This is a genomic window from Salimicrobium album (assembly GCF_900107115.1).
Lineage (GTDB): Bacteria > Bacillota > Bacilli > Bacillales > Halobacillaceae > Salimicrobium > Salimicrobium album.
Map to the genome: position 1 here is coordinate 396,838 of NZ_FNOS01000001.1, position 20,537 is coordinate 417,374.

The 20,537-nt window shown below is 47.0% G+C and carries 23 protein-coding genes and 2 riboswitches; of the genes, 5 read left to right on the forward strand and 18 right to left on the reverse strand.

The window, feature by feature from the left end:
• The first annotated feature begins 28 nt into the window (after positions 1–28).
• Together BLU03_RS01995 and galE are read left to right on the forward strand one after the other, a co-directional pair.
• Entirely contained in the window at positions 29–880 is an 852-nt protein-coding gene (locus BLU03_RS01995; RefSeq protein ID WP_093105192.1) for an endo alpha-1,4 polygalactosaminidase, read from the forward strand.
• A 161-nt stretch (positions 881–1,041) separates the two neighbouring features.
• Positions 1,042–2,058, forward strand: a complete 1,017-nt coding sequence (gene galE, locus BLU03_RS02000) for a UDP-glucose 4-epimerase GalE (protein ID WP_093105195.1) — start codon at positions 1,042–1,044, stop codon at positions 2,056–2,058.
• A gap of 373 nt (positions 2,059–2,431) precedes the next feature.
• Here galE and thiE read toward each other — a convergent pair whose 3' ends face one another.
• From thiE to thiW, 5 genes are all read right to left on the reverse strand, one after another.
• On the reverse strand, positions 2,432–3,040 hold the full coding sequence (gene thiE / locus BLU03_RS02005; protein ID WP_093105197.1) for a thiamine phosphate synthase: 609 nt from the start codon (positions 3,038–3,040) through the stop codon (positions 2,432–2,434).
• A complete protein-coding gene (thiM, locus tag BLU03_RS02010; protein WP_093105200.1) occupies positions 3,037–3,774 on the reverse strand; it encodes a hydroxyethylthiazole kinase in 738 nt (245 codons plus the stop codon). The genes thiE and thiM overlap by 4 nt, the downstream gene beginning before the upstream one ends.
• Positions 3,771–4,571: a bifunctional hydroxymethylpyrimidine kinase/phosphomethylpyrimidine kinase gene (gene thiD, locus BLU03_RS02015; protein ID WP_008592373.1), complete on the reverse strand. Its 801-nt coding sequence runs from the start codon at positions 4,569–4,571 to the stop codon at positions 3,771–3,773. The genes thiM and thiD overlap by 4 nt, the downstream gene beginning before the upstream one ends.
• Positions 4,568–5,254, reverse strand: a complete 687-nt coding sequence (gene tenA / locus BLU03_RS02020; protein ID WP_093105203.1) for a thiaminase II — start codon at positions 5,252–5,254, stop codon at positions 4,568–4,570. The genes thiD and tenA overlap by 4 nt, the downstream gene beginning before the upstream one ends.
• Positions 5,255–5,289: 35 nt before the next feature.
• A riboswitch (TPP riboswitch) is annotated at positions 5,290–5,392 on the reverse strand.
• Positions 5,393–5,396: 4 nt separating this feature from the next.
• Entirely contained in the window at positions 5,397–5,882 is a 486-nt protein-coding gene (gene thiW / locus BLU03_RS02025) for an energy coupling factor transporter S component ThiW (RefSeq protein WP_076569375.1), read from the reverse strand.
• A gap of 75 nt (positions 5,883–5,957) precedes the next feature.
• A riboswitch (TPP riboswitch) is annotated at positions 5,958–6,066 on the reverse strand.
• Positions 6,067–6,235: 169 nt separating this feature from the next.
• On the opposite strand from thiW, the gene BLU03_RS02030 reads away from it, so the two are divergent.
• Positions 6,236–7,123 (forward strand): ABC transporter ATP-binding protein, encoded by an 888-nt coding sequence (locus BLU03_RS02030; RefSeq protein WP_093105603.1) that lies wholly within the window; start codon positions 6,236–6,238, stop codon positions 7,121–7,123.
• Positions 7,120–7,929, forward strand: coding sequence for an ABC transporter permease subunit (locus BLU03_RS02035; protein WP_076569371.1), 810 nt, complete (start codon positions 7,120–7,122; stop codon positions 7,927–7,929). Before BLU03_RS02030 ends, BLU03_RS02035 begins: the two co-directional genes overlap by 4 nt.
• A gap of 65 nt (positions 7,930–7,994) precedes the next feature.
• Here the strand turns inward: BLU03_RS02035 and BLU03_RS02040 are convergent, their stop codons facing one another.
• From BLU03_RS02040 to BLU03_RS02080, 10 genes are all read right to left on the reverse strand, one after another.
• A complete protein-coding gene (locus BLU03_RS02040; protein WP_093105206.1) occupies positions 7,995–8,552 on the reverse strand; it encodes a DUF488 domain-containing protein in 558 nt (185 codons plus the stop codon).
• Positions 8,549–8,725, reverse strand: coding sequence for a hypothetical protein (locus BLU03_RS13560; protein WP_176765379.1), 177 nt, complete (start codon positions 8,723–8,725; stop codon positions 8,549–8,551). Before BLU03_RS13560 ends, BLU03_RS02040 begins: the two co-directional genes overlap by 4 nt.
• Entirely contained in the window at positions 8,722–9,189 is a 468-nt protein-coding gene (locus BLU03_RS02045) for a hypothetical protein (protein WP_008592387.1), read from the reverse strand. Before BLU03_RS02045 ends, BLU03_RS13560 begins: the two co-directional genes overlap by 4 nt.
• Before the next feature lie 25 nt (positions 9,190–9,214).
• On the reverse strand, positions 9,215–9,832 hold the full coding sequence (locus BLU03_RS02050; RefSeq protein ID WP_008592389.1) for an HAD family hydrolase: 618 nt from the start codon (positions 9,830–9,832) through the stop codon (positions 9,215–9,217).
• Between the two features lie 156 nt (positions 9,833–9,988).
• Positions 9,989–10,795 carry a 2OG-Fe dioxygenase family protein gene (locus BLU03_RS02055; protein WP_093105209.1) on the reverse strand — a complete coding sequence of 269 codons (807 nt, stop codon included), beginning with the start codon at positions 10,793–10,795 and terminating at the stop codon, positions 9,989–9,991.
• Between the two features lie 834 nt (positions 10,796–11,629).
• Positions 11,630–12,481 carry a transglutaminase family protein gene (locus BLU03_RS13745; RefSeq protein WP_008592392.1) on the reverse strand — a complete coding sequence of 284 codons (852 nt, stop codon included), beginning with the start codon at positions 12,479–12,481 and terminating at the stop codon, positions 11,630–11,632.
• Positions 12,482–12,499: 18 nt separating this feature from the next.
• Entirely contained in the window at positions 12,500–13,465 is a 966-nt protein-coding gene (locus BLU03_RS13750) for an alpha-E domain-containing protein (protein WP_245698671.1), read from the reverse strand.
• Positions 13,458–14,912, reverse strand: a complete 1,455-nt coding sequence (locus tag BLU03_RS02070) for a circularly permuted type 2 ATP-grasp protein (protein WP_093105215.1) — start codon at positions 14,910–14,912, stop codon at positions 13,458–13,460. The genes BLU03_RS13750 and BLU03_RS02070 overlap by 8 nt, the downstream gene beginning before the upstream one ends.
• Before the next feature lie 74 nt (positions 14,913–14,986).
• Entirely contained in the window at positions 14,987–15,247 is a 261-nt protein-coding gene (locus BLU03_RS02075) for a hypothetical protein (protein ID WP_008592398.1), read from the reverse strand.
• Positions 15,248–15,288: 41 nt separating this feature from the next.
• Complete coding sequence (locus BLU03_RS02080) at positions 15,289–15,531, reverse strand: hypothetical protein (RefSeq protein WP_040609891.1); 243 nt, start codon at positions 15,529–15,531, stop codon at positions 15,289–15,291.
• Between the two features lie 152 nt (positions 15,532–15,683).
• Here BLU03_RS02080 and BLU03_RS02085 point away from each other — a divergent pair, with 152 nt between their 5' ends.
• Positions 15,684–17,627, forward strand: a complete 1,944-nt coding sequence (locus BLU03_RS02085; protein ID WP_093105218.1) for an AMP-binding protein — start codon at positions 15,684–15,686, stop codon at positions 17,625–17,627.
• A 77-nt stretch (positions 17,628–17,704) separates the two neighbouring features.
• Here the strand turns inward: BLU03_RS02085 and BLU03_RS02090 are convergent, their stop codons facing one another.
• The 3 genes from BLU03_RS02090 to BLU03_RS02100 form a co-directional block, all read right to left on the reverse strand.
• Positions 17,705–17,884 carry a CsbD family protein gene (locus tag BLU03_RS02090; RefSeq protein WP_008592404.1) on the reverse strand — a complete coding sequence of 60 codons (180 nt, stop codon included), beginning with the start codon at positions 17,882–17,884 and terminating at the stop codon, positions 17,705–17,707.
• A 69-nt stretch (positions 17,885–17,953) separates the two neighbouring features.
• Positions 17,954–18,850, reverse strand: coding sequence for a formate/nitrite transporter family protein (locus tag BLU03_RS02095; RefSeq protein WP_008592405.1), 897 nt, complete (start codon positions 18,848–18,850; stop codon positions 17,954–17,956).
• A gap of 147 nt (positions 18,851–18,997) precedes the next feature.
• The gene (locus tag BLU03_RS02100) at positions 18,998–20,527 is read right to left on the reverse strand and encodes an acyl-CoA carboxylase subunit beta (protein ID WP_093105221.1); all 1,530 of its coding nucleotides are present in this window, start codon (positions 20,525–20,527) and stop codon (positions 18,998–19,000) included.
• Positions 20,528–20,537: the final 10 nt, after the last annotated feature.

Sequence of the window (20,537 nt, forward strand, 5' to 3'; positions counted from 1 at the left end):
AATACTTTTTTAACAGGAGAAATGTTCTTTGAAAAGAAAAAAACGATTACCCGTCTACCTGCTGACTTCCCTGCTGTTCGCTTTCTCCGCTTTTCTGGTCTCGGATCGTATCACCGCTTCAAAAGAGTCTCCCCTCGCTCACGTAGAAACTTATAAAATCTATTACGATGCTCCGACTCCTGCGATTATAGACGAGATGAGCGGGTATGATGTAATGATTATTGAGCCTTTCTACTACACAAGCCAACAGATAGAAGAAATAAGAAAAGACGGTACGCTCGTGTACGGGTATATTAATACGATGGAAGCCGACCAGTGGAATACTCCGCTGTTCCAGAAGTTAAAAGAAGAAGACTTCTTCGTTCGCAATAGTAAACGAGTTTACTACGAAGAATGGGACTCCTACCTGACCGACATAACTTCCTCTCACTATCAGAAAGTTATGGCAGACGAAGTTCAGAAGCAGATTGTCGATAAAGGACTGGACGGAGCTTTTCTCGATACTGTAGGAAACATCGATAATGAGCATGGCGATGACCCTCAGGTTCTTCACGCACAGCGGGAAGGATTGACGGACTGGCTGACTCTTCTCAAAGACAGGCACCCGGATCTTTCTCTGATACAGAACTGGGGATTCGATACGCTGGCCACCGCCTCCTCTCCGTACGTAGATGGTATTATGTGGGAAGGTTTCCACTTCAGCGATGTCGTATACGATGAGTGGGCCCAGAACCAAGTCTATAAATTGCGGAAAGTTCGTGAAACGGATGGGGTTGAAGTACTGACAGTTTCTCATCAGCAGCCCGGGGAAAGCAAAGGACTTTCTACTGCAAATCGCTTCAAACATTACCATGAACCGACAAATTATAACGAATGGTAGAATGATGCCGCCATTCCCGACTACCTTCAGTTACGGGAAGCCGGAACTTTCCGAAAAGAACTCAATTGAGTTTATATAGTTCTATATTATCAGAATCCGGTTGTTTTCACTTCTTCTTTCATGTAATTTTATGGATAAGAATAAAAACAGGAGGGTAGCCTATGATTCTTATTACAGGAGGCGCAGGTTTCATCGGAAGTCATATATGCGTGGAACTTTTGAACGAAGGGTATGACATTGCTGTTATCGACAACCTGTCGAACAGTCGAAAAGAGTCCCTGGCGAGAGTCGAGGAAATTACCGGCGGAACGATAACATTCTACGAAAACGACCTGCTGGACCGGAGTGCCCTCGAGGAGATTTTCTCGAAGCACACGATTGAAGCTGTTATACACATGGCAGGTCTCAAATCGGTGAATGATTCGGTCTCCCTTCCTCTCACGTACTACAAAAATAATTTGACGGCTACTTTCGTACTGCTGGAAGTCATGACCGAATTTAATGTGAAAACCATCATATTCTCTTCTTCCGCTACGGTCTACGGGAAACCGGCATTCAACCCGATAACGGAGGACTTCCCGGTGTCTGCCATCAATCCTTATGGAAGAACGAAACTGATGATTGAAGAGGTTCTGGCAGATCTTTGGAACGCTGATTCCGAATGGAGCATTTCCATTCTGCGCTATTTCAACCCGATCGGCGCTCACCCGAGCGGAAAAATCGGCGAGTCACCGAATGGAACTCCGAATAATCTCATGCCTTATGTTGCAAAAGTGGCTCTTGGACAATACGAAAAGCTCACCGTTTACGGCGATGATTATCCGACCGTTGATGGAACGGGGGTACGTGACTATATCCACGTAACAGACCTTGCTCTCGGCCACGTAAAAGCATTGGATAAAGCAATGCAGGGATCGGGTCATGAAATCTATAACCTCGGCACCGGGGAAGGTTACAGCGTACTTCAGCTCGTCCGGGCTTTCGAATCAGCTTCCGGTCGTTCTGTACCTTATGAAGTGACCGGCCGCCGCGAAGGTGATGTAGCCTCCTGCTATGCGAACCCTTCAAAAGCCGAGGAAAAGCTGGGGTGGAAAGCGGAAAAATCCATCACTGACATGTGTGAGGACACCTGGCGATGGCGCAGCTACAACCCGTATGGATATGCTTCAGGGGAATAGTCCCTAAAAAAATTGCACAGCATCAGAACCGCGGGTCAGATTGCTACAAACGTTTCCAGAAAACGTCTTTAGCAATTTGACCTATTACCTTTGCCCGATGTTTACAGAAAAACCTTATATGCATTTACGTATCGAATTTTGTTATGTATAATAAACAGATACAGTCGATACATAATAGAGGATCGTTCAGTGAAGGTGAGAGTTATTCCTCTTTGCGGAACGACTCATCTGCACGCACTTATCACTCGTCCGAGCTTCTTAGACTGTCTTATCCTTCTGCCCAGGTGGAAGGATTTTTTGTTTCTGCATTTATATATCGGTCTTAAAACACAAAACCACTCCGGTCACTTCAGCAGTGACCGGAGTGGTTTTGCTATAATAATCGCTGCACACCGCTGAAAGGATCTTCATTACTTGCGATGGCGGAAATAACGCTTACCCCGGCACCGGTCTCTCTAACTTTCTGTACGTTACCTTCGTGTATACCTCCTATGGCGACCACCGGCAAGCCGGCTTTGTTCTGAATCGTCCGAAGTCCTTCTATTCCTATTACGTCTTTCGCATCCTGCTTCGACGAAGTTTTGAACACGGGTCCCACTCCGAGATAATCTGCCAGCTCGTACCGGCTCTGCTCCAGTTCTTCCGGGGTGGATACGGATAATCCGATTATAAGAGCCGGGAAACGATCTCTAACTTTTTCTATTTCCGTATCTTCCTGCCCGATGTGAACACCGTCCGCTTTCCATTCACGTGCCAGCTCAATATCATCATTTACGAAAAAAGGGATTTCATGCTCGTGGCATACTTCCCGCAGACGGTGGCCGAGCTTGACTTTTTCGGCGCCCATCAATGATCCTTCTCCTTTTTCCCTGAACTGAAAAGCGGTGATCCCTCCCCTGATGGCTCGCCGCAGAGTTTCCACAGGGTCTTTTTTACAGTTTTGGCTTCCCATAATGAAATAGGTATGAAGATAATCACTCATACATCTCCCCCCAGTTCATCGAGAAGAGAAACGGCGAAAGACCCCGGACCATGGGAGTTCGCTTCCGCCCTCTCCGCAGCTTTATTATAAAATTCCACTGCAAAAAGTACCGCTTTCTCTTTTTCATCCTCAACCGTGAGACAGGCGGCAATCAGCGTCCCGAGGAGACACCCCGACCCTGTAACCTGCGTAAGCAGAGGAGAACCGTAGGAAGACATTGTATAATTGCCATTTTCCGCTACTATATCTGTTGCTCCCGTCACTACTACGCAGGTGTTCAGTTTCTCCGAAGCCCTCAGGGCGATATCTGTGGAATCTCCGCTTTCTTCCGAATCCACACCTTTTACTTTCAGTGGTATGTCTGCGAGAGCAGCGATTTCCCCGGCGTTCCCTTTCACGACGGCTACGTCCAGCTCTTCTGTTATTTTTCTGACTGCATTTTTCCGGAAGGTACTCGCTCCTGCCCCCACCGGGTCCAGCAGTATAGGAATACCCTTCTCATTAGCTGCTTTTCCTGCTGCTATCATCGTTTCCACGTCACTGCTCCGGAGCGTGCCGATATTCAATACAAGAGCATCGGCCGCCCCTGCTATGTCTGCGACTTCTTCTCTTTCTTTCGCCATAACCGGGCTCCCTCCGAATGCCAGGAGGCCGTTCGCAGAGAAATTCATCACTACTTCATTCGTAATGTGGTGAACCAGCGGTCTTTTTTCTCTTACACGCTCTTCCATCATTTGACCTCACCCCTTCTGCCGGCCCAGTGATTCGTAGGGCCGCTCCCTGAACCGAGGTCGAAAGAATGACGGATAGCTTCTGTAATAAAATGTTTAGCCTTCTCTACAGCTACAGGAAGCGTCCGTCCCCGCGCCAGATTCGCCGCGATAGCCGAAGCATACGTACAGCCTGTGCCATGGGTATTATCCGTTTTAATGCGCGCTTCTCTGTATGTCCTCATAATTTCTCCGTCATACAATACATCAACTGCTTCTCCATCCAGATGTCCGCCTTTAATGAGCGCGCCGCGGCTGCCGAGTTTTTCTACAAACAGTCCTGCCGCTTCTTCCATATCAGCTTCTGTCTTAATAGTCATCCTAAGCAGCGTTTCCGCTTCCGGAATATTCGGAGTGACGACATCAGCATGAGGAAAAAGATATTCGGAAAGCGCCTCCCTCGTCTCCTCTTCCATAAGAGGATGACCGCTCGCGGTTACCATGACGGGGTCACAGACGTATGGTTTTCGCCGGGCCCCGATCCATTCCCCTACTGTGCGTGCAGCTTCTTTCGATGAAATCATTCCGGTTTTGATAGCATCCACAGGCAGATCCTCTTCAATACTTTTAAGCTGAGCAGTAAGGAATGGAACAGGTACGTGATGAACCTCCCGGACTCCCATAGTGTTCTGAGCTGTTAGTGAGGTCAGCACAGACATTCCGTACACCTGCCATTCTTCCATCGTCTTGATATCCGCCTGAATCCCGGCTCCACCTCCGGAATCGGATCCTGCGATTGTCAGTGCTGTATATGGTCTCATCTCGCCGCCTCCTTTCCTGCAGGCCATTCTTCCAGTGAATAGGACATTTCCCAGAAAGCGAGTTCCAACTGACAGCTTTTCCGGAAAGCCTCTTTCATTTTCCGCCTGTCTTCCGGAGATGCCTGCTCCGCTTCCTCGTCCAGGCGCTTCATCATGTAGCCGGTGGTTTCGGCAATAGAATCATCGGCATAGAATTCAATCCACTCATAGAAAGGATGGTCCGGTTCCGGAGAGAAACGCCGTTTCAATTCTTTTCCGATTTCATCGTAAGTCCACGGACAGGGAAGCATAGCCGCAATTGTTTTTCCGAGCAGACCTTCTGTGGCCACACTCTTCATGTGAGCACGATAATGATCCGCCGTCGGTGGCATCGGATAACCCTGAAGATTTTCGTACGGGGTGCCTGCGTAATCGCTTAAATTGCGGTGTGGATGTATCTCATCCCCCAGCACAAAGGCGATCTGATTATGAAAAAATGTTATATCCTCCCGACTGTCGGATTGGGAAATGGCCGTGCCATAAAGGGTAAGGAAGGTATTCAAGTATTCATAGTCCGCTTTTACGTAGTGAGCCACCGCTTCTTTCGGCAGTTCACCTTCGCCAAGACCCTGGACAAACGGGTGATCGAAAATCGCCTGAAATACATCTTCATTTTCTCTTCTTAATTCTTTCGTAAATGACATAAAAATAGCCTCCTCGTTTTAGTATAAAGGAAGCCCCCATGTGCAGAGTGCTTCCCTTCGGCGGCATGACCCGCATCAGGTTCAAAGGGACTAAGGCAAAACCTTATCTCAGTGATATCCGCGCCCCCAGCAGTTCAAATAATTAAGTTGTCACGATAGCTGTCTGTTTCAGCCGGACTGCGACCATCCAGCCTATCAGCGCCCCGGTCACGGTACTTACAGCGAATGACGGTACAAAAGCGAAAACCCCGGCGCCTGTACCCATCAACAGATTGGCGATCGGTACGGAAGCAAGAGATCCGAATAATCCTGTCCCGATGATTTCACCGGTTACCGCTCCCCCGATACGCTTCGTGTAGTGATATGTCACTCCCGCCACAAAAGCCCCGATCATACCACCCGGAAATGCGAGCAGAGTGCCGAGACCTAACAGGTTCCGCAACACAGCTATCAGGAAAGCTATCGTCACCGCCGGCAGCGGTCCAAGCGTAACGGCAGCGACGACGTTGACGGCATGCTGGACCGGATAGGCCTTTGCTATTCCGGCCGGAAACCACAGCATCTGTGCCCCGAGCGTTCCGAGTGCAGTAAGCACAGCCATGGTCGTAAGCAGTTTTGTGCGATTCATAATTCTCCCCCCTTTTATCCCAGGCAGAAGAAGAAGCAAAAAACCGGCTCCTGAATTACAGGACCCGGTTCGTCAATGGTATGTTGACTACTTCCCCACGCTGGTATGAGCCAGATCAGGTCCAGAGAGTCGGAAAGTCATTCTTTCCTCTCAGTCCGTATCACGGACACCCCTAGTAGTTGATTACTTATTCACTTGGACGATACCAGTATAACAAAAGTCAGAATCTTTTGCACTCCCTGAATCATTTTTTTGAAAATATTAGTAATTTCCACAAGGAGGCATTGACAATCCCGGAGAGAGTAATAGAATTTAGAAAAAGCAGTCTTTTTCTACGGGAAGGGGTGGAAGCAATGATTCGCATCGACAATCTTACCCGGCAGTTTCCGAATGGCAAAGGGATTTTCAACGTCTCTTTTGAAGTGAAGGAAGGGGAAGTGTTCGGGTTTCTCGGACCTAACGGTTCAGGTAAATCCACGACTATCCGTCATCTCCTCGGATATATGAAACCTCAAAAGGGGAGTGCTGTAATTGACGGTTATGATACGTGGAAGAATCAGGCGAAAGCACGGGGAAGAATCGGTTATTTACCGGGGGAGATCGCTTTTCTCGAAGGAATGACAGGGAGCGACTTTCTCGATATGATGGCAGGAATGCAGGGGATCACGGACAAGAGCAAACGGACCAGCCTGATTCAGCGTCTCCAGTTTGATCCCGATACTCCTATCCGGAAGATGTCCAAAGGCATGAAACAGAAGGTCGGAATCGTTGCGACATTTATGCACGACCCCGATGTATATATTCTGGATGAACCCACCTCCGGACTGGACCCCCTTATGCAAAAGCTTTTCGTCGAGCTCGTGCTGGAAGAGAAGGAAAAGGGAAAAACCTTTCTGATGTCCTCCCACAGCTTTTCGGAGATCGAACGAACGTGCGATCGTGCAGCTATCATCCGGAACGGAGAGATTGTTACGGTCAAGGATATACACGAACTGCAATCCATGCAGCGTAAGGTCTTCGATGTCACACTGACCCGGTCCGAAGATGTTGAAGCTATGAAGGAATCCAGGCTTTCCATTAAAAAAACGGAGGGGTTATTCGTACGGGTCGAAGTCCAGGGGGACTTTGATAATTTTATCCACGAATTATCGAAGTACAGCGTCAAAAATATCAGTGCCGGCACCCAGAGTCTGGAACAGATATTTATGGATTACTATGATGCAGAGGAGGCCGGGTCATGAATTTTCCGCTTTATAAACAAATGATGAAATCAAATATTAAATTATTCCTCGGCTTTGGTCTCGTTTCCGCTATTTATGTAGTTCTTATGACGTCGCTGTTCCCCCTCTTTGCGGACAATCTCGATGAAATGGAAAGCATGATGGAACTGTTCCCTGATTCTCTATTAAGAGCTCTCGGACTGGAAGCTTTCGGCAACTATGGCCAGTTTATTTCAGCGGAATACTACGGATTATTCTACCTGCTTATTTTGGGTGTGTTCAGCGTAATGAGTGCGGTGCAGTTGCTGGCAAAACTTGTGGACCGGGGTTCCATGGCTTATCTCCTTTCCACCAGAATCTCCAGGGTTCAGATTGCTTTTACTCAGATGATGGTTCTGCTGAGCGGTCTTATCATTATACATGTCCTGAATTTCGGCGGGGGACTGGCTGCCGGCGAACTGCTGATAGATGAGCAGAATGCGATAGCCATGAAAGATTTTTTTCAGATCAACTTTGTGGGGTTTTTGTTATTTTTTGCAGTAGGGGGGTACTCTTTCCTCGTGTCTTCCCTACTGAACGATGAGAGGTCGGCGTTAGCGACAGCAGGCGGGTTGACCTTCCTTTTTTACGGAATGAATATGATTGGAAAGATTGTGACCGATGTCGACTGGTTACGGAACATCACTCCCTTTTCGCTTTATGAACCCGGAAAAATCGCCGGAGGAGATGCGGAAGTATGGACATCTTCTCTCATACTTACGGGTATTGGAATCCTTGCTTATACTCTGGCGATCGTTCTGTTCAGGCATCGGAACCTCCCGTTGTAAAAGTCTGCCATGCAGGAAAATCGATACTCAGGTTCAAAAGGAATCAGGCCCCCGGCATGTTTCTTTCACCCGTTTTCCGGATACACGACCACCCCGTCTTTCTCGATGATAGGCATCGCTCCCCACCGGCCCTGCTCGTGTTTTACCAGGGAAATTCCATCCTTTTCATCTAAAATATGATAGACATCCCATCCGTTCGCTTCCAGCCAGTTACTGACAAGCAGTCTGTGACAGCGGGACGGGTGTCTTTCCGCACAAAAATACGCAACATCCTTCTCACCGGCCAGTGCTTCGAGCCCGACTATTCCTTCCCTGAACTCCTCCGTCAGTGTATAGTCTGCATAATTGTGAAAGGACTGGTTCTCCCAGGCTCCGTTCACCTCCGACTGCACGTGGCCTGCTTTATTGCGTCGTCCTGCAAGGAGAGGGTGGTAGGAGTATGAAAACCCTCCCCCCGCCAGCCACTTCTTCATGTTCTCCTGATTGAAATGGGGAAACTTACGACTCGCCGGAAACGCCCGTACATCCGCCACCGCATTCACTTTCGCCTCTTTCAGCATAGAAAGAAAGAACTGTTTCGAGTGGGAAGAGTGTCCAATCGTATATATGTAAGGTTTCCTCATTCCCGGGAACCCTGCTTTAACCGGCGAACCTCTTCTTCCAGTCTGGTGATTTTTTTTGCGTTGATCTCGACTACTGCGTAAACAATCCCTATCACAAAGCCTAGGACCGCTCCTCTCCACCCAAGAGTGATCAGCCCGACGAACGCTGCCATCAGTATGTAAAAAAATATCATTCTTTTCCTCCCCTTCTAAATCTTTCTGAGTTTCTTTCCGCTTTGTTCCTTATTTCCTGTTTAAAGTCCCGAAAGTCTTCTTCTGAAAGATTTTCCTTTTCCACCAGTGTTTCTCTGCGCTTTTTTCCGTATTCAATGACGAGCTCTTCTTCTCTTTCCACAAGTCCCGTCATGTCCCCGAGAAGCACTTCTTTTTTATTGAAAAACGGGCCATTGCGTATGAGTACAGCCTGGTCATCGACTGTTATATATTCTTTTCCCGATCTCGTAAAAAAGTAGAAAGTGTTTATTACCCCGGAAATAATGATGACTCCTGTCACAATTTGGATGAAACTGAGAAGCAGAGGGGAAGGGTCTATCGAGGCCATAGTAATAATGTTGGCTGCAACAGCAGCCATTGCCTGCCACAGAGATTTGAGGCCCTCACGCTTCCACTTCTTGGAATCTTTATAACGATACTCCATGGATACCCTCCAATCAAGATACCGATTATAACAGAGACTGTAGATCGGCGAATGTTTCAATCGTCTGCTCGGCCCTGTCCACCTCACCAAATCCGTAGGATGCGTAGTAGAAAGGAAGGCCTGCACTTTGAGCGGCTTCTTTATCTCCCGAGGTATCCCCCACATAAATCGGGCTGTTAAGATCGTTTCTTTTCACCACGAGCTGAATATTCTCTGCTTTGGAGAGGCCGGTACGTCCAGGATTTTCAAAGTCCTTAAAATATTTCTCCAGCTGATGGGCCTGAAGAAACGCTTCAATATAGCCGTCCTGGCAGTTACTTACGATAAACAGAGGATAGTTGTTATAAAGGTGCTGCAGAGTACGTTCCACCCCTTCGTATAATTCCCCACCCTGTTTTTTAATTACTTCGATCTCCGCTTCAAAACAATTGTGGATAATCTTTTCACCCTCAGACTGATCAAGATGCGGGAATAACTTCTTAACTACTTCTTCTGTTTGGAGTCCCATTATAGATTCCATATCTTCCCGACTAAGTTCTTTTTCTTCGGGACGATGTGCCTGAATTGTTTCATTCCAGGCATCTTTCACCGTGGAAATGGGATCCCATAGAGTCCCGTCTAAATCAAAGATAACACTATCCATGAATCATCACTCCTTTTTACGGCCCATAATCTTGCATCCGTTCCGTCCTGAACAGGCAATGAGCAATTTGTTATTTTCGTAATCTTTCCTGTACCCTATATGGACAAAGACTCGTGGCAAGAGAGCGATTTCGCCTCCCTCTGTGCATTTTGTTTGTCAGTCGGCGAATATTAAGTTTCCCTGTCTCAACTGTTTTGAAATCTCCTCCGGGTCAGGACAGACAGTGGGCTGGAAATCAATCAGAATCATCGAACGTTCCCCTTTCATTTCTTCTTTCCCTTTCGTTACGGGAGCAACATAATGACTGACCATCGGATCGAACACTCCATATGATTCGAGAGGGGAAGTCAGCGTCATCTGCTTCAGCAGCTGTTTCTCGTTTACGTTTTCCGGTACTTCTCCCGCTACATGAGGAGTGCCTATAGCATTCCCGCCCCCTTCTGCGTTCTGACGATGGACAAGATGGGCGAACGTGAATGGTTCCCCGTCCTGATGGAGATGGTTCGGAGAAGACACTGCAATTTCCTGTTCATTATCCACTTCCAGTTTCACAAAATGAACCCCGGCGTGAATAGGGAGAAGAAGGTCTTCCTCTCTCCAGAACGTTTGTCTGTAATCGAACAGAATGATGTCATCAAGCAGACGGTTCTCCCGCATTTTCTCTGAAATAGCCGGAAAATCACGGGCGCTGTCCGTATATTCAGGGTTGAAGCTCCCCTGGAAATACTTGTACATTTCCCCCTCTTCGGTCCGAACGGAAGGCAACCACTGGACATGGCCTGTGCCCGGTATAATCACCGCTCTCCCGTATCTTCTGTATCTGTTCAGTTCCTTCGCATACGAGTCTGCCGGCAGCGTAGCGAACTCCTGTTTGATTTCCTCCAGCTCTTCTTCAAGGTGACGGGTCTTCAGTATATTTTTCAGATCATAATATTCATACCCGAAACGTTTCAAATAACTCACTTTCTTCTCCTCCTGTTGCTCATAATAATACTTTTCTTATGGTGTAAAATACCGCCGGTCAATATTGGCTGATTCAAATTAAAAACCGGTACGTACGAATGCCGGAATCGTCACTTTCTGTTATTGATAGTGTGAAAAATGATAAACGTAATCAGAAAGAAGAATACAAGACCGGCGCCGATCAGCATATCAATCACAAATTCCAATCCCCTCTTCCTCCTTTCCCGTACAGTAAAGCAGTATCAAACACATATTCTCACGTCTGAAATTATTTTATCATAGAAAAAATCCCTCTGCTTAAGCAGAGGGGGAGGCAGGAGTCATTCCGGCAGCGGAGTCTTTTCCGAAATGAAACCTTTCGTTACCATTTCTTTCCGGAAATCTTTCTGAATCTCTTCCTGTAGCAGAAGCACATCTTCTTCAATATAACCAGCAGTCGCAGCCACCGAATGATTAGAAAAAAATCGTCGTGTGATCGATCCGTAAGGGCTTTGCCCGGACGTGCTTCTGCAAGCCTTTCCCGTGAGCATCAAAGCACCTGAGCTCCAGACCCTGGGCATGCTGAATGGTCTCTTTAACTTTTCTTTATTCATTACCTTACTAAAGAGAAACATACCCTTCTTTATTCAAAACTCTGTCAAAAATTATTCTTTTGTTGCATAGACAAGGATATCTTTCCCATCTATAATGTGGGTATGCTCTTATAAAGAGCATTCATGTGAGAAAGACCTCCCAACCTCCGGGAGGAAGACTCATCTGCACATGTTAATTCAGAAACATCGAACAGCGCTCCTTCCACCCGCCGGTGGGGGAGCGCCTTTTTAAATTTGTCGCTTACTCTTCCAAAAGCGTTACGCTTACACTTACGTCGAGGTTCTGTCCCCCTCCGCGATATACCCCCTGCAGCGGACTTACATCTGCATAGTCACGCCCCGTGCCGATTCGTATATGATTCTCCAGCGCTTCTACGTTGTTCGTCGGATCGAGTCCCGTCCAGCCGACACCAGGAACCATCACTTCCACCCAGGCATGAGTGGCAGCGTCCCCGACGAGAGCCGAATCTTCCCCGATATATAAATATCCACTGGCGTACCGGGCCGGTATCCCGTTCCCCCTTAAAACTGCAATCATAATATGAGCAAAGTCCTGACACACCCCTCCCTGCAAAGGCCATGCTTCGTGTGCTTTCGTATTCACATCCGTCGTGGTTGTATTGTAAAACAGCGTATTGTGCACGTATCTCATCAGGTCGATAGAAAACTGAATCGGATCCGTCGGATCACCGACATTTTTAGTAAGCAGATCAATCTGTTCTTTGTACATGAATGTATAGGGTGTTTCGTTCAGGTAGGCCAGATAGTGTTTGCGAAAAAGCTCGGAATGAAATATCTGCTTCATTTCGTCCGAATAGCGGATCATATCGATAAAAGGGCTCTTCTGAATACTGACCGTTGAAATCGTTTTGACCGTCAAATGTTTATGTTTTTCGGGAATAAAAAATGTTTCCACGTGATTCCCCCACACATCGACGTGCTCTTTTATTACAGAGACAGGCGAGATCTCCGAACGGTAGGCCAATACCCGCTGGCATTCATCGGAACGCGGTTTTAACCGAATGTGGTTCATGCTTTGATCTACGGATGTTTCATAGTGGAATTTATTTGTGTGTTCAATTTGGTATTTCATAAAATCGTTTGCTCCTTCTCATGTTGAGGATGTTGGTACAGAAAGATAGTAGGTTTCCATAAACAGACTGCTTAAAGCGATGCACTGCTTCTGAAAATGGTCAAGAAACCTCATAAGTTCTTCCATGTTCATGTCTTTAATCCCGGTATCGCTGATTTCTGCAAGAATCACATCTGTAAGCTGAAACAGCTCTTCCGAATAGTGATGCACCTGCCCGCCTTCAAGATCCATTATCGCTTCTTTAATATGCGTCATACAGTAGTTTATCGACCTCGGAAACTTTTCTTCTTTTACAAGAAAATCAAGGACGTACGCAGAGTCCATGGTCGGCGGATGTTCTTTGATGAATGAATCGTATCCGTTCAGGAACCTGAGAGCAGCCAGCCAGTAGTAATAATTGTTCGTTGTATGTTGAAGGGGTTCCCGCCTTTGTTTCTCACAGACGACGTTCAGAATACGGGCTGTCTTCTCCGCACGCTCAAGCCACTTGCCAACCTTGATGAACGTATATGGTACCCCTCTGGTCATTGTGGATTCTATTACCCCCTGCGCGGTCATAGAGGTGCGGGCGACTGTTTTCAAATAGTCTTTCGTCCGTGCCAGTGTCCCTATATTTCCTCCGCTGTCCTGATGATCAAGATGGAATTCATTGAGAACCTCCCACAACTCGCCAGGGATGATATCACGCGTATTCTTAGTGTTCTCTCTCGCGACTTTCATACAGTTCTCGATGGAATTGGGATTAATCGGATTCATTGTCAGATACTCGATCATAGTCCCTCTTTCCATTCTCGAATAATGATTGATGTAGTCCCGGTAGGAAGCACAAATCTCAAGCACTTCTTCCCAGTCCCTGTCCAGCACTTGCTGATCAGCCGCTTCGAGCATATTTATAAGCTGAACATTCAGTACCCGGGCGTTATTTTCGGAACGCTCCAGGTTTCTCGCCATCCAGTATAAAGCGTCTGCCGTACGACTAAGCATCTGTTTCGCCTCCTCCCGACAAAATCCACGTATCTTTGCCGCCTCCTCCCTGAGAAGAGTTGACGACGAGTGATCCTTCTTTCAGGGCAACCCTCGACAACCCTCCGGGAAGCACATTCATCTCCGTTCCGTTCATGACGAAAACCCGTAAATCCACGTGACACGGATAAACATTCCCACCCTGAAAAGCCGGAGCCCGCGACAGTTTGATAGTAGGCTGGGCAATGTACTGATTCGGCTGTTCTATCACTTTCTCACGGAAAAGCGCTCTTTCTTCTTCCGTGGACTGAGGACCGATAAGCATATCGTAGCCCCCGGAAGCCCCGACGTTTTTAATAACCAGTTCCTCCATATTCTCTAAAACGTATTGAAGACGTTCCGGGTCACTGAGAAAATACGTTTCCACGTTTGGAATAAGAGGTTCCTCTCCAAGATAAAAACGGATCATTTCGGGAACGTATACGTACATCGCTTTATCGTCCGCAACGCCATTCCCTATTCCGTTCAGGATAGCTACGTTACCTTTCTTATATGCATCAAGAAGTCCGTTCACACCGAGAGCCGAATCCGGCCGGAAAGCTTCCGGATCAAGAAAATCATCATCAATACGCCTATAAATAATATCGACCCGTTTCAGACCGCGTATCGTTTTCATGTAGACGACTCCGTCTTGAACGAAGAGATCTCTGCCCTCCACGAGCTCGATACCCATCTGCTGAGCCAGAAACATGTGATCATAATATGCGGAATTGTAACTCCCCGGAGTCAGAAGTACCACATTCGCCTCCCCTTTACATCCGGACGGTTTGTGATCGCAGACCGCCTGGTGCAGTTTCGAGAATTCGTGCTCAAGGGTACGGATGGAATGATTGAAAAACAGTTCCGGATACACTTGTCTCATAACGTAGCGATTTTGAAACACGTAGGACATTCCGGAAGGGTTACGCAGATTATCTTCCAGCACACGATACTGCCCATGTTCGTCACGGATGAGATCGACGCCGGAGAGAAAGATATGATTATCAAGAGGTATACCGACGCCCTGGACCTGTTTCCGGTAATAATAAGGATTATTGTCCACAAGTTCCCGCGGTATAACGCCTTCCTCAATAATTCTGCGTTCATGATAAATATCTTCCAGAAACTTATTCAGAGCCGTCATTCTCTGTTTCATACCTGTTTCGATCATCGTCCATTCCGACTCCGGAATAATGATCGGAATAAAATCGAACGGCATCGTCCTCTCAGTCTGGCCTTCATTATTATAGACGGTAAACGTGATACCCTGACGCAGAAAACTCAGTTGCGCGGTCTCGTGCTTTTCATCCAGTTCCCGGGCCGAAAAACGTTCCACCAGTTTATAAAACCATTCGTAGTGAGGCTTCGGTGTAGCATCACTGTTCATCATTTCATCAAAAAAAGCTCCGGTCTGATAATTTTTGAGCATCGATTCTCCCCCTGACGCAGAATAAATTCACCAATATTCTGAATACTGATTATGTATATACCCTACTGCGAAAGTTATAAGCCGGCATCCGAGAAAAATATTTGGACGGCAGTGATAAGAGAAAACAATGCCACAATAAAAGAAAACAGACTCCAATACTTTCTCCCTTTTTCATAGTCATCTATTCCGGTAATCGCCAGTACTCCCGAAAGACCGAGAAGCATCAGGTACTGGTAGCTGAAGTCCCCTGTAACCAGTCCATAAAGAGCAAGTCCGGGAGTAACGGTAAAAAACACTCCCCGGATCACCTTCTCCAATATTCCGCCCTTTCCCATATCCATCCACCTCCCGACTTTTGGAATAAAGTTTTTTCATCTTAAAAAAGTTCAACAACGACGAGCGATAGAAAAACGAGTAGTATCACTACATTCACCGTACCGAGAATCTTTCTTCCCTCGGAAAAATCACGTATGGCATTCAGCGTGAACAGAATAGGTATCGCAATAACCAGAAATAACGGCGACATCGATACATCGGTAAACATCGATATAAAGAAATATACAAGGAAAATAATACCGACCCCGAGACTGACCAGATTAATGACTTTCAATTTATCCACTTCCGCTCCTCCTTTCAAGGTATACTCCATTACCTTATTATTCTACAGTATATATTCCAATCGTATCACATCCGTTTTCTTTGCCGCAGTTTCTTATGACTGTCATTTTAGTTATAATGTTTGTAAGCGGTTACTAAAAGGAGGAAATTGAATTGACTACATATGAAGACGTATGGATTCCATCAGAAGAAAAAATGAAGCAAACGAGACTTTATCAATGGATGAAACGGCTGGGATATGAAGATTATAAGCAGTTCCACCAGGCCACTGTTTCGGATATTTCCTGGTTCTGGGACGAAGCGGTAAAGGAAATCGACTTCGAATGGTTCGACAGTTATCAGAAAACACTAGACCTTTCCAGAGGCGCGCCGCATCCCGACTGGTTCCGGGGCGGAACGACCAACGCCACGCTGAATGCTCTGGATAAATGGACAAGAGATGAAGATAAGAAAAATGATATTGCCCTGTACTGGGAAGGGGATAATGGAGACCGGGTGAAGTATACGTTCACTGAACTCGACGAAGAGGTGAATGCTGTCGCCGCAGGTCTCAAAAAACTCGGCATCACTGAAGGAGATATCATCACCATCTACCTCCCCATGCTTCCGGAAACGCTTATCAGCATGCTTGCCATTTCTAAAATAGGTGCCATTTTCTCACCCGCCTTTTCCGGCTATAAAGCAGATGCAGTGAAAACAAGGGTCAACGCATGTGAAGCAAAAGCTATCATCACCGCTGATGGTTTCTTCCGGAGAGGGAAAACTGTCAATATGAAAGAAGAAGCGGATAAAGCTGCGAAAGTTTGCGATTCCCTGGAACACGTTATCGTAGTGGAACGCGCTGGCGTTTCATTTGAAAAGAAACCGAAAGACGTCCTGTTCAACGAAATGAAAGAGCCTAATGCTTCTGTGGAAACAATGGAGAAACACGCCGATGATCCATTTATGCTCATTTATACTTCCGGGACGACAGGCACCCCGAAAGGAGCGGTACATACCCATGCCGGTTTTCCTGTAAAATCGGCTTTTGATGCCGGAATGTGTATGGATGTCGGGAAAGACGACACTCTGTTCTGGTTCACGGATATGGGCTGGATGATGGGGCCTTTCCTCGTGTATGGAGGTCTCGTAAACGGAGCATCGATCGTCATGTTCGAAGGTACTCCGGACTATCCTGAGCCGGATCGTCTGTGGGAACTTGTGGAACGTTATAAAGTGACACATCTCGGCATTTCGCCGACGCTTGTGAGGGGGATGATGAAGCACGGGGAATCATGGATTGACCGTCATGACCTCTCTTCCCTTGAAGTGATCGGCTCTACCGGTGAACCGTGGAATCCCGAACCGTGGCATTGGTTATATAAGCACGTCGGCAAAGAAAGAGTACCGATTTTCAACTATTCGGGCGGTACAGAGACCTCTGGCGGTATGGTAGGAAACGTACTCGTAAAACCGATTCAGCCCGTTACCTTCAACGCAGCCCTCCCCGGCATGGATGTGGACGTGCTTGATGACGAGGGACGTCCTGTCGTGAACGATGTAGGCGAACTCGTGCTGAAGCAGCCCTGGGTAGGGATGACGAAAAGTTTCTACAAAGACGATGACCGATACCATCGTACGTATTGGAACCGTTTCAAAGACATATGGGTACACGGTGACTGGGCGACTGTGGATGAAAGAGGCTACTTTTTAATTTCAGGACGCTCTGACGATGTACTGAACGTAGCCGGAAAGCGCATAGGACCTTCCGAGATAGAATCTGCAATCGTCGAACATGAAGAAGTGATTGAAGCCGGGGTCATCGGTGCCCCCCACGATATGAAAGGGGAGGAACCCGTGGCGTTTGTCGTTACGAAAACGGAGAACTCGGAAACCCTGCTCGAAGAACTGCAGCAGCTTCTCACCGACAAGCTCGGAAAAGCTATTGCACCGAAAAAAATATATATCGTCAGTGATCTTCCGAAAACGAGAAATGCCAAAGTGATGAGACGTGCCATAAAATCGGCTTTCTTAAATCGGAATCAGGGAGACCTCAGTGCTCTTGAAAATCCTGAAACCGTGGAAGAAATCAAAAAAATAGGAGCCTCTGTCCATTAATTTCGCACTTTTGCTATGGGAGCATGACGAGAGTAAGCAAAGAAAGCTGCCGGTTTTAAAACCGGCAGCTTTCTTATTTATTCATCGTCTTTCGCTTTTCCGATGTTTTCCTGAACTTTTCCTTTAGCTTTATTCTTCTGTCCTTCCTGTTGAAGTTCAGAATCCTCTTTGGCGTTGCCTACCTGATCTTTGGCTTCCCCCTTCACTTTATTGACAGCACCTTTCACCTTATCACTCATACCTTTTTTGTCTGTCATACTGCACCTCCTTATTATGATTTGTTACTATTCTTTTCCCACTAAGTCATGAAGTAAAACTGCGACGCTTTATTTTCCCATTCCAAAAGTATTTTCGATATCTTCTTTATAGGCATAGGTGAACAGTAAAGAGACAAGGATACCGCCTCCAATAAGGTTACCTATACTTGCAGGGACAAGGTTGAAGAAAATATATTCATACCATGTGTACTGGTCCATAGAAAGTATCCCCATACTGAAATACCCCATATTGGCCGCGCTGTGCTGGAAATTACCCGCTACGAATAGTATGACCGGCAAAGTGGTCCCCAGTATTTTACCGGTTATGTCACGGGCTGAGGTCGTCAGAAAAGCGGCCATACCGATCAGCCAGTTGGCGAGTATTCCTGATACGAGAATTTCAAACCATCCCTTCACTCCATAATCGAGAAACTTCATTTTCTTATCTACATATACGGCCAGTTCCGAATAAAAAGGGTCGGAAAGTGAGCCGGACATCTGTATAAGAAGGCCTACCGCAAAGGCTCCAATCATATTACCAAGATAAGTTGCCAGCCAGAATTTATAAATATTGACTTTCATTAAACCTTTTTTGTTGAAAAGATAGGAGGGCAACAGGACGTTCACTTCTGTAAACAGAACCGCTCCTGAAATGAACACCATCGCATACCCGGCTGCAAATCCCAAGCCGGACATTAAATAGAAAAGTCCCTCTGCCTGGATATCGATCGCCAGCAGAATAGAAAACACAGCTCCGAACGTCATGAATGACCCGGCCGTCAGAGCAAGCAGAAACTGAGCCCGTGGCTTCTTGTTCAGGTGGTCTCTACCCTTCTCCCCAAATTCATCAACGATTTGAGAAGGTATATAAAACTGCCGTCCCGGACGGTCAATTTTCTCTTCGGAAGCTTCTGTATGTCTGTTCTCATTCTCTTCTTTCTCTTTCATACTTTCATTATCCTTCATCTTCCTTCACCTCCGATGCCCGACTTTTCCCGTTTCCTGCTTTTATTAACCATACATGGAGAAATAAAACCGATGGTCGAGCCCCTGCTCTCCAATAGAAAAGCCCCCCTCTTACTGGTATCAGAGGGAGGCTGAATATCTTTTTCGTTACACGGGGTATACCCCATGTTTTCTTTCTGTAAAGACCGTGTTTTTCGAGTCATACATATCGAATCTGGTCATGAGCTCGTTCCGGAGATTATCCGGCTGCACAATATCATCAATGACCATCTCGGATGCAAGACGATAAATATCGATATTCTCTTTATATTCTTCATGCTTCTCTTTAGTATAGGCCGGACGCTCTTCTTCCGGAAGCTCTGCAATTTTATTGGCATACACTGCGTTCACTGCAGCTTCCGGACCCATTACCGCTATTTGTGCACTCGGCAGGGCCAGACACGCATCAGGTTCGAAAGCCGGGCCGGCCATTGCATACAGACCTGCGCCGTACGCTTTACGTACAATGACTGATATTTTAGGAACAGTAGCTTCACTCATCGCCGCCAGCATTTTCGCACCGTGACGGATAATACCGGCTTGCTCCACCCGTGTGCCGATCATAAATCCTGGGATGTCGGCAAGGAACAGGAGCGGGATATTGAAGGCATCACACAGCTGCATGAATTTGGCGGCTTTATCGGCGGAATCAGGAAAAAGCACGCCACCCTTGGCCCGGGGCTGATTTGCTATTACGCCGACGGATCTTCCTCCGATCCGGGCCAGCCCGGTGATCAGTTCGGGTGCGAATTTCTTCTTGATTTCCAGGAAAGACCCTTCATCAATCAGCCTGTCCACCAGCTGATACATGTCGAACGGTGCATTCTGGTTCTCAGGAATCAGTTCGTTGATCGACTTTTCGAAAGAAGCCGGGTCGACACTATCTTTCACACCCGGTTTCTGTCTGAAATTGGAAGGGAAATAGCTCAAGTATTTTCGTGCGAACCGGATCGCTTCCTCTTCGCTTTCTGCCAGAACGTCTCCACACCCGGAGACGGAGCAGTGCATATTAGCACCACCCATTTCCTCGAGCGTCACTTTCTCCCCGATAACTTTTTCCGCCATCCGCGGAGAACCGAGGTACATGGAAGCATTTTTATCCACCATGACTACGATATCGCAAAAGGCGGGTATGTAAGCTCCTCCGGCAGCGGATGGACCGAACAGCAGGCAAATTTGCGGTACACGGCCGGACATTTTGATCTGATTGTGGAAAATACGTCCCGCTCCTCTTCGATTCGGGAACATTTCTACCTGATCGGTAATCCTCGCCCCTGCTGAGTCCACGAGGTAAAGCATCGGCAGTTCAAGCTTCAGTGCCGTTTCCTGTATACGGATAATTTTTTCGACGGTTCTTGCCCCCCACGACCCGGCTTTTACTGTGGAATCGTTAGCCATGACGCACACTTTTTCACCGTTAATACGACCGATACCGGTAACGACTCCGTCCGCCGGCAGCCCTTCGTCCTGATTATTGGCGAAAAACGCGTCTTCCACGTCAATATTGTCATCAAACAGTTGTTCCAGACGTTCACGTACGAACATTTTCCCTTTCTCTTTGTTCTTTTCGTGATATTTCTCCAGGCCGCCTGAGGCTATTTTTTCTTTCGCTTCTTTTAATCTTTGATCCATCGCCATACAAATTCCT

Coding starts and splice junctions, on each gene's coding strand:
- BLU03_RS02070 (WP_093105215.1), bottom strand. CDS start 14,912: ATGCTCAAAAATTATCAGACCGGAGCTTTTTTTGATGAAATGATGAAC.
- BLU03_RS02100 (WP_093105221.1), bottom strand. CDS start 20,527: ATGGCGATGGATCAAAGATTAAAAGAAGCGAAAGAAAAAATAGCCTCA.
- BLU03_RS02095 (WP_008592405.1), bottom strand. CDS start 18,850: ATGAAGGATAATGAAAGTATGAAAGAGAAAGAAGAGAATGAGAACAGA.
- thiW (WP_076569375.1), bottom strand. CDS start 5,882: ATGAATCGCACAAAACTGCTTACGACCATGGCTGTGCTTACTGCACTC.
- BLU03_RS02040 (WP_093105206.1), bottom strand. CDS start 8,552: ATGAGGAAACCTTACATATATACGATTGGACACTCTTCCCACTCGAAA.
- BLU03_RS02045 (WP_008592387.1), bottom strand. CDS start 9,189: ATGGAGTATCGTTATAAAGATTCCAAGAAGTGGAAGCGTGAGGGCCTC.
- BLU03_RS02075 (WP_008592398.1), bottom strand. CDS start 15,247: ATGGGAAAGGGCGGAATATTGGAGAAGGTGATCCGGGGAGTGTTTTTT.
- thiE (WP_093105197.1), bottom strand. CDS start 3,040: ATGAGTGATTATCTTCATACCTATTTCATTATGGGAAGCCAAAACTGT.
- BLU03_RS02050 (WP_008592389.1), bottom strand. CDS start 9,832: ATGGATAGTGTTATCTTTGATTTAGACGGGACTCTATGGGATCCCATT.
- BLU03_RS13560 (WP_176765379.1), bottom strand. CDS start 8,725: ATGATATTTTTTTACATACTGATGGCAGCGTTCGTCGGGCTGATCACT.
- BLU03_RS13745 (WP_008592392.1), bottom strand. CDS start 12,481: ATGAAATACCAAATTGAACACACAAATAAATTCCACTATGAAACATCC.
- thiD (WP_008592373.1), bottom strand. CDS start 4,571: ATGAGACCATATACAGCACTGACAATCGCAGGATCCGATTCCGGAGGT.
- tenA (WP_093105203.1), bottom strand. CDS start 5,254: ATGTCATTTACGAAAGAATTAAGAAGAGAAAATGAAGATGTATTTCAG.
- BLU03_RS13750 (WP_245698671.1), bottom strand. CDS start 13,465: ATGCTTAGTCGTACGGCAGACGCTTTATACTGGATGGCGAGAAACCTG.
- BLU03_RS02030 (WP_093105603.1), top strand. CDS start 6,236: ATGATTCGCATCGACAATCTTACCCGGCAGTTTCCGAATGGCAAAGGG.
- BLU03_RS02035 (WP_076569371.1), top strand. CDS start 7,120: ATGAATTTTCCGCTTTATAAACAAATGATGAAATCAAATATTAAATTA.
- thiM (WP_093105200.1), bottom strand. CDS start 3,774: ATGATGGAAGAGCGTGTAAGAGAAAAAAGACCGCTGGTTCACCACATT.
- BLU03_RS02090 (WP_008592404.1), bottom strand. CDS start 17,884: ATGACAGACAAAAAAGGTATGAGTGATAAGGTGAAAGGTGCTGTCAAT.
- galE (WP_093105195.1), top strand. CDS start 1,042: ATGATTCTTATTACAGGAGGCGCAGGTTTCATCGGAAGTCATATATGC.